The organism is Ihuprevotella massiliensis, assembly GCA_900095835.1.
GTDB lineage: Bacteria > Bacteroidota > Bacteroidia > Bacteroidales > Bacteroidaceae > Alloprevotella > Alloprevotella massiliensis.
Genome location: LT608321.1, coordinates 269,121 through 284,457, shown reverse-complemented (window position 1 = coordinate 284,457; position 15,337 = coordinate 269,121). Strand labels below are relative to the sequence as shown.

Sequence of the window (15,337 nt, the reverse complement as noted above, 5' to 3'; positions counted from 1 at the left end):
TCATTTATTGTCATTGTAGAGTCAACCAACAAGTGCAAAATTACAATATTCTTTTGTAGAACTCTTTTTCAGGTGTTTCAAAATTAAGTTTCTGGCTGGGTCTGGAATTGATTTTCTTCTGTATCATTGCAATCTTTTTGTCGGTGTAGTCATCAAAGTTTGCCTGCTTAGATATATATTGTCTAACGAGTTCGGTCGTATTCTCAATAGCCCCTTTTTGCCATGAAGAATAGGGATCGGCAAAATAGACCACTGCATCTAGGTACTTTGTGATGAGTTTATGTGCTGCAAATTCAGGTCCATTGTCGGTGGTTATGGTTTTTATATGTTCTTTGTAGGGTAGGAGCAATCTTCGCACCTGCATTGCAAGGGGCTCCGACTTCTTACCATGTGGTAACTTTATCATAAACAGCATGTTCGTGGAACGTTCCACGATGGTGAGGATGGCATGCCCAAATCGGTCCACGATTAAGTCCTTCTCGTAACCGCCAAATCTCTTTCCATCAGCTTATGCTGGACGTTGGTGTATGCTGATTCTATCGGCTATAGGGAAATGTTTGTGCTTAGGTCTACGTCTGTATTTTAGCTTATGACGCGTATGTTGTGCCAAGGTTCCAGTAGCATCAGCATATATGATGTTGTAGATACTTTGGTGCGACACACTGATTCCTTCTTTCTTCAAAACGCCTGATATTTGTCGTGGAGACCATTGTTCTTCTATGATGAGTTGTTTGATTCTCCACACCAATTCGGGTGCAAGAGTAGCATTGTGAACCGAACGCTTGCGACGTTCCATTGCCTTTGCATGCGCCTTGCACCAAATGTATTTGCCCGACTGAGTGCTGTTGCGTTTCAATTCACGAGAAAGTGTGGATTGACTAGTTCCCACGATACGTGCAATCTCTTTTCTTGGACATTTTCTTTGCAGTAAGGCAAATATTTGCGATCTTTGCTCTGAGGTTAGTTGTTTATACATATGCAATACAAAGATAATTAATCTCCCAGAGTCCTCAAAAGAGGACTCTTTTTTTGTATTGCTGGTATCGCTCTTCGAGGCTACGCCCCCGACCGCGAGGCAAACCCGCGGTGTTTTTCATAGATTAGAACCTATAAAAAAACGAATGCATTGTTGCACTTCGTTTTTGAAAGTACGTCCCGAATTGGGGTAATTATCAATTATACGAGCAAAGAATAGGAAGTATAAAGTACTTGGGTATTATGTCTCTCGTCATTTTGCAGAAAAAGTTCGTCAAAAGGCTCTGAAAATCATTTTTCATTGAGTTTGTACACGACATTTTACAGAGTTTATAGACGCTCTTCGGGCGAAAAGTGCTAACTTCGCAAGATAAAATCAAGAAATCAAGCTTACCTATGGTAGAAAATGTAGATATTCGCGCCCTAAACTCGCGCATTGAAGCGCAATCGGGCTTCATCACTTTGCTCAAAGATGGCATGTCTAAGGTTATCGTTGGGCAATCACATCTCACTGAAGCCCTATTGATTGGCCTGTTGTCTGATGGGCACATTCTTCTTGAAGGTGTTCCCGGCTTGGCTAAGACATTAGCCATTCGAACTTTATCCTCCCTTATTGATGCGTCGTTTGGACGCATTCAATTCACTCCCGACCTTTTACCAGCGGACGTTATTGGCACACTTATTTATAGTCGAAAAGATGATGAGTTCTCAGTACGCCGAGGTCCAGTCTTTGCAAATTTTGTACTTGCAGACGAAATTAACCGCGCTCCTGCAAAGGTGCAAAGTGCTTTGCTCCAAGCCATGCAGGAACGCTTAGTTACTATTGGTGATGATACCATGAATTTGCCAGATCCTTTTTTGGTGATGGCAACTCAAAACCCCATAGAACAAGAAGGAACATACACTCTTCCTGAAGCGCAAGTGGATCGTTTTATGCTCAAAGTGGTTGTAGATTATCCTAGCATTGAAGAAGAAAAGCGTATTGTACGCGCATCCATGCGCGGCAATCTAGCGGACGAAAAGATTGTTCCAATTGTGGATTTGGGAACTATCCGAAAAGCGCGTCAACTAGTCAAAGAGGTTTACATTGACGAGCGTATTGAGCAGTATGTTGCTGACTTAGTCTTTGCTACGCGATTCCCTGAAACATACAAGCTGGAGCATCTTCGCCCCTATATCTCCTATGGTGGTTCTCCACGCGCAACTATTAGTTTAGCACTTGCCGCAAGAAGTTTGGCTTTTATCCGTCAACGTGGATATGTGGTTCCGGATGATGTGCGCAGTGTAGCTTATGATGTACTACGCCATCGCATTGGCTTGACATACGAGGCCGAAGCAGCTGATGTAACCACAGAAAAAATAATTGGAGAAATTCTAGCAAAGGTCGAAGTACCTTGATAAAGTAGCCTATGAATGAGAATGTTCTGCAATTAATGCAGCGTGTTCGACGTATAGAAATAAAAACACGAGCGCTTTCCAATAACATTTTTGCTGGCGAGTATCACTCAGCCTTCAAAGGACGCGGTATGTCATTTGCTGAAGTGCGAGAATACCAGCCCGGAGACGATGTTCGTGACATCGACTGGAATGTTTCTGCCCGTTTTGACCGCACTTATGTCAAGGTCTATGAAGAAGAGCGCGAACTTACGGTGATGCTTCTCATCGACATTTCTGCTTCGCTTGAGTTCGGTTCAAGCGAATTGTCTCAGCGAGAGCAGCTGACTGAGATAGCTGCGACACTTGCCTTTTCGGCAATGCGGAACAATGACAAAATCGGTGCGCTGTTTTTCTCTGATAATGTAGAGCTGTATATTCCACCTGCTAAAGGAAAAGGACATATCCTTCGCATTATTCGTGAGTTACTAACTATTTCCCCAAAAGGTAGAGGTACCAATATCGGTGCCGGTCTCGAATATTTTCTACGGGTGATGCGTAAGAAAAGCGTAGCCTTTTTAATGTCCGATTTCTTGGATCAGGAAGACTATACGACTTTACTCAAACGCGCAAACCAAAAACATGACTTGGTAGCAGTACAAGTCTATGATGAGCGAATGACCCATTTGCCCAACGTTGGGTGGATGAAGCTGGAAGATGCCGAAACAGGACATCAACAGTACGTCAACACCTCCTCAAAACATGTGAGACTGTCGTTTCAAAATTGGTGGGGCAAGTACGAAGAGCAGTTGCGTAGTCGTTTTAGTCAAGCGCGCGTTGACTATACTTCCATCGCCACTGGTACTGATTTCGTCAAAGGTCTGAAACAATTGTTTGCCAAACGGCAATAATTGCCCCTTTCATCCATTTGCATATTGTCTATGATTTCCTTTTTCCAGCGGATTTCATCCATTTTCTTCTTGTTTTGTGGTCTGCTACCTCTTGCAGCTCAGCACGTGACTGTAGAGTCTTCTTTAGATTCTACAGCCATCCGCGTAGGCGAGCAAGTGCAACTACATATTTCTGTAAATTGCAAAGCGAATAGTCGCGTGCAGTTCCCTGCATACGCTTCTGGCTACGTAACACCAGGTGTAGAAGTCCTCGAAGCATTGCCCATTGATACGATATCTTTAGAGGATGGGCGCAAGTGGCAGCTAAAGCGTTCGTATACACTAACATCATTTGACAGTGCTGTGTATAAGATTCCTCAGCAAGAGATATACGTAAATGGAGCAATCTACAAGAGTCGCCATGAAATTGCGTTGAAAGTCAATACTATTGACGTAGATCTCAAGCATCCCGACGATATCAAACCAGCCAAAGCCCCTATTGAAGGAGTGTTCACTTGGGTGTTTCTAATTTTAGCATGTTGCGTCCTTCTTTGGTTGCTAACAATAGGATGGGTAATTATACTTCGCCAAAGTTTTATCCCACAACCTACACAAAAAACAGTAAAAGTCAAAGCTCCGTTTCCACCTCACCGAACAGCAATGGATGCAATGGAGCAATTACGCCAGCACAATGACCATGGAGGAGAAGCTCAGAAGGCTTATTTTGTGCAATTGACTGATATTTTGCGTACATATCTCTATGAACGATTTGGCTTTAATGCCAAAGAAATGACAAGTCAAGAGATTATAGATAAACTTGCACAAATCAATGACGCAACAGCTTTACGTGAGTTAAGAGAGATACTTCAGACAGCCGACCTCATTAAGTTCGCTCGTTATCAAGTTTCCATGGCTGAAAGTGACCGTGCTCTCCTACAAGCCGTAGATTACGTGAAAACCACACAGAGTCAAGAGGTATATCCTGAATATGAAGAGAGAGTAGTAGCCATAGAAGAACGTACTATTTTGAGAAAAAGACGTTTGTATGTTAGTTCTCTCCTTACACTTCTTATTCTAGCATTAGGACTATTCGCTTATATCTGCTATCTCATCTGGTGTATTCTTCCCTAATTTTGTAGTTATCGCTCAATATGACATTCCTATACCCAGCTTTTTTCTTCCTCTTACTGCTTTGCATCCCACTGATATTGTGGTACATGCTTAGCCGTAGACGCGACGAATCTGCTCTGCGCGTGGCTACAATCGACGCATTACGCGGCTCATCATCGAATGTTGGTGCAATGTTGGTGCATATTCCCTTTTTGCTTCGCCTTTTTGTCTTCGTACTTGTCGTGATTGTGCTAGCTCGTCCGCAAACGAAGACCCCTCTAAGTGAACGCGAAGTGGAAGGCATTGACATCATGATTACGTTGGATATCTCGCAAAGTATGCTCACAGAAGACCTATCCCCCAACAGAATTGAGGCAGCTAAACAAGTGGCATACGAGTTTATTCAAGGACGTCCGAACGACAACATCGGTTTGACCCTTTTTGGTGGTGAAGCATTTACACAATGTCCCATGACAACGGATCACACAGCTTTACTCTCTACTTTTCGTGGGGTTAGTTGTGAGTTACAAACGAATGGCATCATAGCCCCAGGGACAGCGATTGGAATGGGATTGACAAATGCGGTTAGCCGTCTTGCCAACAGTAAAGCTCCCTCAAAAGTAGTTATTCTACTCACTGATGGCGCCAATAATGCAGGGGACATCTCTCCGCTAACAGCAGCAGAAATAGCCCAAAAAAAGAAAGTTCGTGTCTATACAATTGCAGTAGGACGACAAGGTATGGTTCGCCAACCTGTAGGTCTCTTACCTGACGGCAGTTATTACTATGCTAACGTTAAGAGTGACATGGATCCTAACACACTTCGCGATATAGCGAAAGCCACTGGTGGCTTATATTATGCTGCAGCTTCAAAAAGTGAACTCAGAAATATCTATCGTGATATCGATAAACTTGAGCGCACAAAGCTAAAACAGCACCATTATAACAAGTATTACGAGGCCTTTACTCCGTTTGCTTGGGCTGCGTTGGCACTTTTACTGTTAGAAGTTGTACTTCGTCTTACTTGGCTTCGCCGCATCCCATAATATTATGTTTCAATTTGCACATCCTGATTATCTATATGCGCTGTTGCTCCTTCCCCTATTAGGAGTTCTCTTTGCATTCTCCCAATGGCGCAAAAATAAGCGACAAGCGCAGTGGGGGAATCGCACTATGTTTTTGAGGCTTGTACAAGGACAATCTACGTTTCGCGTAGTTATTAAGTTTGTGCTTCAATTATCTGCACTAGCCCTCCTTATTGTTTTGCTTGCCCAGCCGCAATATGGACTAACTTCAGGGAAACCTATTAAGAAACAAGGTATTGAAGTTATCTTCGCATTAGATGTTTCACAGTCTATGTTAGCACGCGACGTTCAACCCTCAAGGTTGGATCGAAGCAAACTCTTGATTTCGACACTAACAGAAAGGATGCAAAACGATAAGGTAGGTCTTAACATCTTTGCAGGTGAGGCTTATCCTATTTTGCCTCTTACCAATGACTTAGTAAGTGCCAACCTCTTCTTAGACCAAGTCTCTACAGATATGGTTTCTCTCCAAGGAACAAATATAGGGGCTGCCATAGAACTAGCAGACAAAGGTTTTAGCAACAACAAGAAGGTTGGTAAAGCCATAGTAGTAATCACTGATGGTGAAAACCATGAAGGAGGAGCTATTGAGGCAGCCAAGGCTAGCGCTAGTACGGGCAAGCATGTGTACGTTCTGGGTGTTGGTAGCACTTCCGGAGCAGAAATCCCTACTACGAATGGACCACTCACAGATAATAGTGGCAATGTTGTGAAAACTGCACTCAACGAACAGGCTTGCATCGAACTAGCCCAAGCAGGAAAAGGACAATTTATCCACGTTGATGGCACTAATTCTGCACAAGAACAATTGCAACAGGCACTTTCTCAGTTACAACAAGATGAGTCCTCATTTGTGAATGACAGCACTCCCAATGAACTTTTCCCTTGGATAGCTTGTTTACTCGTACTTGCATTATTAACTGAACTACTATTTGCAGAACGCCAACAGGATTGGTGGCGTAAACTATCATTTCTGCAAAGATAAATCAGACTTTTCCACTTTACCTATCATAGGAGGTTTTACGATGTATAAATATATCCTTCTTTTCTTCCTTATGCTCATGCCCTTTAGAGTCCCTGCACAAACTGCAGAGTGGCGACATTTGCACCAAGGAAATCGCGCTTTCATGAAGGGAGACTACAAGACAGCTGAATTAGAGTATCGATCTGCGCAGAGAATCAACCCACGAAGTGCACGCGCAGCCTTTAATCTCGGTGATGTCTATCTCGCACAAAAGAATCCACAAGCGGCATTAGAACAATATCAGGTCGCAGCCAAAGGGGAAACAAACAAATATCTTAAAGCTTTATCCTATCATAATGTGGGAGTTGTCTATCATTTAAACAAGCAATACGACAAGGCCATTGACTTTTATAAGGAAGCCCTCAGAAATAACCCACATGATGAAGACACACGATACAACTTAGTATTGTGCCAAAAGCAGAAAAAGGATAGCCAAGAGCAGCAACAGCAGCAGAATAAAAAGGAAGAGAAACAAGAACAAAACAATCAAAAGAAACAGAAGAATCAACAACAAAAGTCGCAACAGGAGGAGAAAAAAGGCGGAATGAGTAAGGAAAGTGCAGAACGCCTACTTAATCTATCGCAACAAGCCGAACAACAGACTCGTGATAAACTGCATCGCGCCGAACAACCTCGACAAAAACAACTAATAAAGAATTGGTAAACGGAAGACTGTTCTGGAACTCTCTAACATAACGATGATCGCATGATGCATAGATTTATAAGTATCCTCTTTTGTTTCTATATTGCATTATATGGAATTGCCCAAATAACCTTTAATGTAAAAGCCCCGAGTAAGGCTGATATTAACGGACAAATCCGCTTGCAATTCGAGTTGAACGGTGCGCAAGGGGGTAATTTTCAGCCACCATCGCTCAAAGACTTTGATATATTGGCAGGTCCTAACGTATCAAGCTCTAACAGTGTGACCGTTATTAATGGTCGCTCTCAATCTTTTTCCTCTACGACCTACACTTATATTCTTGCTCCTAAGCATAACGGTGCTCTTCAGATAGGAGGAGCATCAGTAAACGTACAAGGTAAGACTTACCATACGCGCCCTGTAACGATTCAAGTTTCAGGTAAGTCTAATCCTAACGCGGCAGCATCCTCTTCAGCTTCTCAAGCATCGGTCAACATACAACCAGCAGGTAGCCATATTGGAGCCAATGATATCTACTTTACCGCAGAGGTTTCTAAACAACAAATCTACGAGCAAGAGCCAATCATGCTCACTTACCGCTACCACATTCGCGAGGGGGTAGCAGTCGTCAACATTATGCCTACTGGAAAGCCCGAGATGAAAGGATTCTGGACCCAAGAAGTAGAACTTCCCCGCAATCTAAGTCCAGAAGCGGCTCGCATAGGTGGCAAGCTATACCGCGTGGGTAAGAATCTCCAATATTTGATCTTTCCTCAGCAGTCAGGTAAACTAAACATTCCTGCCTTATCATTCCGCACTGATGTTGTGCAACGCTACTCCGGCATCGATGAAATCGATGCATTCTTCAATGGAGGCAATAACACCCACCTAACCATTGAGCGCTCAGCTCCTAGTGTAGCAGTCGAAGTACTCCCATTACCTCAACCTCAACCGACTAATTTCTCGGGTGGAGTAGGGCAACTATCCATAAAGGCGTCCTTAGTAACTCCGATGCCTAAGACTAATGATGTCGCAACTTTGCGCATTGTTGTCACTGGTACAGGGAATCTCAAACTTGTAAAAGCTCCTATTGTCAACTTCCCCAAGGGATTCGACACTTACTCACCAAAGACTAATGATAAGGTTAGGATTACTCCTTCTGGAATCGAAGGAACAATGGAATTTGACTACACGTTTGTACCGCGCAACATCGGAAAATTCACTATTCCACCAGTAACTTTAGTTTATTTTGACCCACAGCGCAAATCATACGTCACAACGTCAACTCAAGCCATACAGCTCAACATTGCCAAGGGCACAAAGGCCTATACACCTATCGGTGCAGGAAGTGCAGAGGATATCAAGGATATTGACCAAAAGCTTGATAGTCATTTCACCCCAAGTGGTGCATTGTGGATTGGCAGTTGGAGCTACTGGGGATTATTAGCTGTAATCCTTGCATTATGTGTGCTTGGCAACCATTTTGTTCAAAGAATATGGGAACAACACTCAGACAAACAAGGAAGAATCACCAAAAAAGCTGGCAAGAGAGCCCATAAACGTCTTCTGCAAGCTCAACAGCTTATAAATGCTGATCAATCTTCATCTTTTTATGATGCACTCTCCGCAGCAATAACAAGTTATTTTGCAGAGAAGTTCAAACTTGATAAAGCAGCACTAACTCAACAGAAGATACAGGAACAATTGGAGGCTCACGATGCTCCTTCTGAACTGATAGGCGCTACAAAGTCTATTCTTTCTGACATTGATTTCGGACGATTTGCACCTTCTTCAGAAAATACTCGACAAGAATTGTATCAACGTGCCAGCAACCTCCTTACTTCACTCAATGATTCACTTAGATAATTAGTTCATGAATATGAAGTATATCTTTTGTACCTCAACTATTTGGTGCATCTTTAGCCTATTTTCATTGGCATCGTCACCGGGGCATGAAGGGGCGAAAGCCTATAACCACCAAAACTACGTTGAATCTGTAGAATTCTTCTCAAAAGCGATAAAGGAAAGCCCTTCGGCCGAGAATTATTACAACCTTGGCAACGCCAATTATCGTCTAAAACAGTACCCTCAGGCAGTAATATCGTATCTGCGTGCCCTCCACATCAATCCCTCTTACGAGCAAGCACAATACAACCTACGTCTTACTCAACAAAAAATTGCACCTGGCACTCCAACTATCGAGACAATGCCATGGGAAACCCCACTTACGTTGTTACTTAATTGGGGAAGCGTAAAAAATTGGACGACACTTTCCTTTATTTGTTTGATTTTAGCCTTTGTTGGATGGACTTTATTTCGAATATTTTCTCGCAACACCTTGCAAAAAGTCTCACTGTTTTTTACACTTGTCTTTTCATTAGGATTTTGCTTCAGTAGTATTTGCGCAGTTGTCCAACGTTATCGTTACAATCACAATAAGTTAGCTGTAGTGATGTCCGAGCAAGCGCAGGGTTATACCTCTCCAACGCCCAGTGCAAAGAAGGAGAAAATCCTCTCTTCAGGAAGCATTGTGTATATTCAAGATGCAGGAACCAAAGGCTGGGCACGAGTTCAAACTGCCGATGGCTCTGAAACTTGGATTCAAACGACATTCATTGAGCCTATTGCAGAAAAAGATTGAATGACAATGCCATTTTTTTAATGAAAAGTACCTCATATTTTCGGAACATGGCGTATCTTTGCCTTAGAAATGAAATCTTTTCAACTCAATCAATAGTTCTTTTTCTATGGATTCTCTGTATTTAGTAGTACTCGGCTTCCTCTTAATCTTGGCAATCTTTGACTTAAGTGTTGGAGTTGCTAACGATGCCGTGAACTTTCTAGCCCCCGCAGCTGGAGCTCGTGCGGCAAAGTTTAAGGTTATATTGGCCGTAGCTGCTGTCGGCATCTTTATTGGTGCTTCCACTTCTAGTGGAATGATGGACATTGCTCGACATGGAATTTTGCAACCTCAGCACTATTCCTTCGCCGATGTCATGTGTGTCTTTTTAGCAGTCAGTGCTACGGACGTAATTCTATTAGATATTTTCAATACGTTAGGACTCCCCACTTCGACAACCGTATCATTGGTGTTCGGACTTTTGGGAGGTTCCACCGCACTCGCGTTGAAATATATCATCAATGATGGATATTCTTATTCAGAGTTGATTAACACAGACAAGGCGCTCACTGTTATCTTTGGTATTTTCCTATCAGTTGCCATAGCATTTGTGGTAGGTCTGATTGTGATGTGGTTTACGCGCCTTATTTTCACATTCAACTACAAGAAACATCAACGCTGGAGTATCGCACTCTATGGAGGTTTTTCTATAACACTGATATTCTACTTCCTCGTTGCTGTAAGCCTCAAAAACGCACCTATTGTACAAAACAGCCCATTTGGAGCATTTGTGCGTGAACAACCTGATATGCTTGTGCTCTATAGCCTTGCTATCTCCACAGTCCTCGTTCAGATACTTCATTGGCTAGGAGTGAACATATTCCGCATCATTGTGTTGCTTGGAACATTCTCTTTGGCTATGGCTTTTGCAGGGAATGACTTGGTAAACTTCATTGGTGTTCCTTTGGCAGGTCTTGAAAGTTACCTTGATTTTAGCCACGCAGGCGCAGGAGTAACGGCAAGCACACACAAAATGAACGTCCTTTTGGGTGACTCAAGTTTGCCTTACGTACAGTTGTTCTTGATTGGTGCTGGTGTAATCATGACTGTAGCCATTTGGACCTCTAAAAAAGCACAGCAAGTAGTACAACGTACCATTGACCTTTCTAGTCAAAGCGAAAATGAAGAGGTCTTCTCTTCTTCTAAAGTCGCAAGAAGAACAGTACGAAATGTACTCACCTTCAATTCTTATGTGGCTAAACACGTTCCTGTTTCAGTAGCAAACTGGGTCAACGAACGCTTTAGCAAGGAAGAAGTTACAGAAGAAAATGCTGCATTTGATCTCGTTCGAGCCAGTGTAAACCTCGTGTTAGCAGGTTTGCTCGTTATTATAGGTACAACATTCAAGCTTCCGCTGTCTACCACCTATGTTGCTTTCATGATTGCCATGGGGTCTTCACTTGCTGACCGAGCTTGGGGCCGTGAAACAGCAGTTTATCGCATCACAGGTGTGATGACTGTAATTGGTGGTTGGTTTATTACCGCTGGAGCTGCCTTTATGATGGCATTCCTTATCGCAACACTCAATAACGTCGGTGGCTTCTTTGCTATGGTTGGTGTGATTGGGCTGATTATTTTCACCATGATTACCAACAACCGTCGTTTCAAGAAGAAGCAAGAACAAGCAGAAAATGTTGACACCTTGTTCCGCCAGATGATGAGTACACGCGACAAACAAGAAACGTGGTCACTCCTGCTTCAACATTGCCAATTAACCGAGGTTCATTTAATAAAGTCCTCTCGCGAAATCTTTGAAGGAGCAGCCCAAGGCTTAATGAACGACAATATCCGCACGCTTCGCTCTGCAGAATCTCTCCTTAAAGACGAGCGTGAGATGTGGAAACGTTATCGCCGTAAAGAGATTATCGGCATGCGCAAGATAGATCGTCTACAAGCTATCGAGAAAGATACTTGGTTCTATCTTGGCATCAACAGCATTTCCCAGATTCTTTATGGGCTAAAGCGTATGCTCGAACCTATCCTCGAGCACGTTGATAACAATTTCAGTCCATTGCCTGATGACTTCATCAACGAATATGCACCAGTAGTAGAACGCACCTCTAAATTCCTGGTAGATATTCAAACGGCAATCGAGAATAACGACTTTTCTACTAGTGACGAAGTATTAGTAAATGGTAGTATTCTGAAAAATGAAGTTTCTGCTATTCGCCATTCTCTCCAAGATCGCATCCAACGAGACGAAAGCAATCTCACAGTAGCTTTGCTTTATCTCAGCACACTACAAGAGACACAAGAAATTATCTCTAATGCTCGCCACCTACTGCGTGCGGCAAAACGCTTTAGTAGCTAATTCTTTGTCTATTCTTAAGCACTTATAATAAAGAAACCACCTTTGCTTAGAGCTTAGGTGGTTTCTTTGCTATTCTAGCTACTGATTTTTACTGTAAGCAGAGCGAAAATAAATAGTCGCCTTGTATAGACCATAGATTATTCTTACCTTTGCAGCTAGGAAAAAATTAGACATTACATCTCCACAATGAACACAAAAAGATTTCTTATTTGGGTTATATTTTTCGGTCTACTAGGATCAGGAAACATGTTAGCTCAAACAGTAACAAAAAACGTAGAATTTTCTATTGTTGAAACATCTGACGTACATGGCAATTACTTCCCTTACGACTTCATCAATGCCAAACCAGGTGAAGGAAGTCTCAGCCGCATTTCCACTTTTGTCAAGCAGTTGAGACAAAAGAAAGGTAACCACCGTGTTCTTTTAGTAGACAATGGGGATATCCTTCAAGGACAGCCCTCCGCCTACTATTATAACTATGTTGACACCACAGGGTCACACCTCTGTGCACGTATGCTGAACGACATGGGCTATCTTTGTGCTACACTAGGTAACCACGATGTTGAAACCGGTCATGCAGTCTATGACAAATGGATGGACGAATGCGGTTTCGCTGTGCTAGGTGCAAACGTATATAAACGCTCAGAGCAAAGACCATATCTAACTTCTTATATACAGGAAGAGGTTGATGGGGTACGTATCGCAGTACTAGGACTTATTACGCCGACTATCCCACAATGGCTCCCAGAGTATCTTTGGGCAAACTTGGACTTCAAAGATGCAACAGAAACAGCCAAACGGATTGTCCCTATAATGCGTAGAGCAGCAAAAGCAGACGTAGTAGTCGTACTTATTCATAGTGGGGTAGGTCCCGAGCACAGCCAATCTCGCATGCTCGATCACTGTGCTTATCAGATAGCAGAACAAGTTCCAGATGTTGATGTCGTATTTTGTGGTCACGATCACAGAGTTGCCAATCGTGAAATTCTTAACGATAGCACACAACAAAAGGTTCTCGTTCTCAATCCTGGGGCTAATGCCATGAGAGTGGCGCAAGCTGACTTTACACTTGGATTAGATGCAAAGGGAAAAGTCGTAAAAAAACAGATTAAGGGTAAAGTTGTAGACATCAAAGAACAGACTCCTGATCAAGAGTTTCTCAATAAATTCCAGAAAGACTTTGAAGCCGTGAAACAATACACTTCTCAAGTCATCGGTTATAACAAAACAAACCTAGACACTCGCGAGTCTTTCTTCGGACCCTCTCCTTTTGTAGATTATATCCATAGTATTCAGCTAGCAGCTACTGGGGCTGATATTAGCTTTGCAGCCCCACTTTCGTTCGATGCTGCCATACCTGCTGGCCCCATCAAGATGGCAGACTTGTTTAATCTCTACAAATATGAGAACCAGCTTCTTGTATTGCAACTTTCAGGTCAAGAGATAAAGCGCTATCTTGAGGAGAGTTATAGCCTTTGGACCAATCAGATGCAAAGTCCAGCAGACCATATTCTTCTTTTCCGTCCCGATTTCGAAAAAGCGCTTGAACCTTGGCAACGTTTGCAACATTCTTCCTATAATTTTGATTCTGCCGCTGGTCTCAATTACACTGTTGATGTTCGTAAACCCAAGGGAGAAAAGGTGACCATCCTCGGCATGGCTGACGGTACTGCCTTCGATTTACAAAAACAATATCGTGTGGCTGTCAATTCCTATCGTGCGAACGGTGGTGGTGGGCTGCTAACCAAAGGCGCTGGAATTCCACTAGAGAAATTAAAATCCAGAGTATTGTGGACCAGCGATTGTGAAATGCGTGAGTACTTACGCCGCGATATCGCTCGTCAGTCCGAGATCAACCCCCATTCTATCAATAACTGGAAATTTATTCCTGAAGATTGGGTGCAACAAGCTGCTACCCGAGACGCAAATATACTGTTCCAATAATATTAAAACGACTTTCTAAGTGTTTTTATCGCACTTAGAGAGTCGTTTTTTTGCTATGCTATCTAACAATCTTCGCGATAATCCTCAGATTTCTCCACTTTTTCCACTTATATCTTGTGCGATTCAAAAAGAAATGCTAACTTTGCCATCGACAAGACAAGTAATTAGTCTTAGAATATCCAACATAACAAACTTAAATATTACTACGATTATGTCACTTACTCATATTGCCCTCAGTCTTTATGCAGCAGGAGCATTGGCTCAAACTCAACCAGTTGATGGTAAGTTTCAACTTATTGCGCTTCCATACGCTACATCTGCTCTTGAACCAGTGATTGGTACGCAAACTGTTGAGATTCATCATGGCAAGCACCTCAACACTTATGTTACCAACCTCAACAATCTCCTCCCTGGAAGTGGTTTTGAAGGAAAGACATTAGAAGAAATTGTAGAAAAGGCTGAAGGTGGCATTTTCAACAATGCAGGACAACTCCTCAACCACAATCTTTATTTCACTCAGTTTGCAGCACCACAAGCAGACCGCAAACCAGTAGGTTCTCTTGCTGAAGCTATTGATACTCAATTTGGTTCTTTCGATGCTTTCAAACAAGAATTCCAACAAAAGGGTGCAACTCTCTTTGGTTCTGGTTGGGTATGGCTTTCTACCGACAAAGAAGGTAAGTTGGTCATCTCTCAAGAAGTCAATGGTGCTAATCCTGTTTGCCATGGTTTGAAACCTCTCATGGGTATCGACGTTTGGGAGCACGCTTACTACCTTGATTATCAAAACAGACGTCCCGATCACTTGGCTGCAATCTGGCAGATTATCGACTGGAATGTTGTAGAAACTCGCTATACTTCAAAGTAAGTTGTTGCAATGACACACTCCATATCTACTTAAAGATTTGGCGTATAGCATAGAGAGCTAGCTCATTTCTAGCCAAGGCAAAAATATGAGGCCGCATTAAACCTTTAGTTTGATGTGGTCTTTTTGCTACGAGTTCGTCATGCTCCCTCTAAATCACGTAGTCGTGCTTCTCGATATTATAAAGATTGCGTCCTGTCATCTTTCATTTTCTTGTTGGCACCTTATTTGTCGTTCGTTCTCCACGCAGCTCGCTATGTCACCAAACCCAACGGCAAACTAAATACCCAACAAATTAATTAGAACTCTTCAGAATTTAATGACCAATTGGGGGCGTAACGCAAGCGCAAAGAAACAAAGAAAACTATACACTTTTACGGACTGTTTTTAACACAAAAATAGAGCAGTCAAACTTAGTCTCAGCAGCTAGAGCAAT

At 42.6% G+C, this 15,337-nt stretch carries 11 protein-coding genes and 1 pseudogene; 11 read left to right on the top strand and 1 reads right to left on the bottom strand.

What is annotated here, in order from left to right; translation table 11 throughout:
- Positions 1 to 40 precede the first annotated feature (40 nt).
- Positions 41 to 976, bottom strand: a pseudogene (locus BQ2633_RS01315) (IS30 family transposase).
- 395 nt (positions 977 to 1,371) lie between these two features.
- On the opposite strand from BQ2633_RS01315, the gene BQ2633_RS01310 reads away from it, so the two are divergent.
- From BQ2633_RS01310 to BQ2633_RS01260, 11 genes are all read left to right on the top strand, one after another.
- Positions 1,372 to 2,373 carry an AAA family ATPase gene (locus BQ2633_RS01310; protein ID WP_075564668.1) on the top strand — a complete coding sequence of 334 codons (1,002 nt, stop codon included), beginning with the start codon at positions 1,372 to 1,374 and terminating at the stop codon, positions 2,371 to 2,373.
- 11 nt (positions 2,374 to 2,384) lie between these two features.
- A complete protein-coding gene (locus BQ2633_RS01305; protein WP_075564667.1) occupies positions 2,385 to 3,260 on the top strand; it encodes a DUF58 domain-containing protein in 876 nt (291 codons plus the stop codon).
- Positions 3,261 to 3,290: 30 nt separating this feature from the next.
- Positions 3,291 to 4,370: a BatD family protein gene (locus BQ2633_RS01300; protein WP_075564666.1), complete on the top strand. Its 1,080-nt coding sequence runs from the start codon at positions 3,291 to 3,293 to the stop codon at positions 4,368 to 4,370.
- A 20-nt stretch (positions 4,371 to 4,390) separates the two neighbouring features.
- Positions 4,391 to 5,395 carry a vWA domain-containing protein gene (locus tag BQ2633_RS01295; RefSeq protein ID WP_075564665.1) on the top strand — a complete coding sequence of 335 codons (1,005 nt, stop codon included), beginning with the start codon at positions 4,391 to 4,393 and terminating at the stop codon, positions 5,393 to 5,395.
- Positions 5,358 to 6,419: a VWA domain-containing protein gene (locus BQ2633_RS01290; protein WP_346047927.1), complete on the top strand. Its 1,062-nt coding sequence runs from the start codon at positions 5,358 to 5,360 to the stop codon at positions 6,417 to 6,419. The genes BQ2633_RS01295 and BQ2633_RS01290 overlap by 38 nt, the downstream gene beginning before the upstream one ends.
- Positions 6,420 to 6,459: 40 nt before the next feature.
- The gene (locus BQ2633_RS01285) at positions 6,460 to 7,122 is read left to right on the top strand and encodes a tetratricopeptide repeat protein (protein ID WP_075564663.1); all 663 of its coding nucleotides are present in this window, start codon (positions 6,460 to 6,462) and stop codon (positions 7,120 to 7,122) included.
- 42 nt (positions 7,123 to 7,164) lie between these two features.
- Positions 7,165 to 8,967: a BatD family protein gene (locus BQ2633_RS01280; RefSeq protein ID WP_075564662.1), complete on the top strand. Its 1,803-nt coding sequence runs from the start codon at positions 7,165 to 7,167 to the stop codon at positions 8,965 to 8,967.
- 13 nt (positions 8,968 to 8,980) lie between these two features.
- Positions 8,981 to 9,742, top strand: a complete 762-nt coding sequence (locus BQ2633_RS01275; RefSeq protein WP_176720073.1) for a tetratricopeptide repeat protein — start codon at positions 8,981 to 8,983, stop codon at positions 9,740 to 9,742.
- Positions 9,743 to 9,848: 106 nt separating this feature from the next.
- Positions 9,849 to 12,092 carry an inorganic phosphate transporter gene (locus tag BQ2633_RS01270; RefSeq protein ID WP_075564660.1) on the top strand — a complete coding sequence of 748 codons (2,244 nt, stop codon included), beginning with the start codon at positions 9,849 to 9,851 and terminating at the stop codon, positions 12,090 to 12,092.
- Positions 12,093 to 12,338: 246 nt separating this feature from the next.
- Entirely contained in the window at positions 12,339 to 14,036 is a 1,698-nt protein-coding gene (locus BQ2633_RS01265; protein ID WP_075564659.1) for a 5'-nucleotidase C-terminal domain-containing protein, read from the top strand.
- 211 nt (positions 14,037 to 14,247) lie between these two features.
- The gene (locus tag BQ2633_RS01260; RefSeq protein WP_083233889.1) at positions 14,248 to 14,904 is read left to right on the top strand and encodes a superoxide dismutase; all 657 of its coding nucleotides are present in this window, start codon (positions 14,248 to 14,250) and stop codon (positions 14,902 to 14,904) included.
- Positions 14,905 to 15,337: the final 433 nt, after the last annotated feature.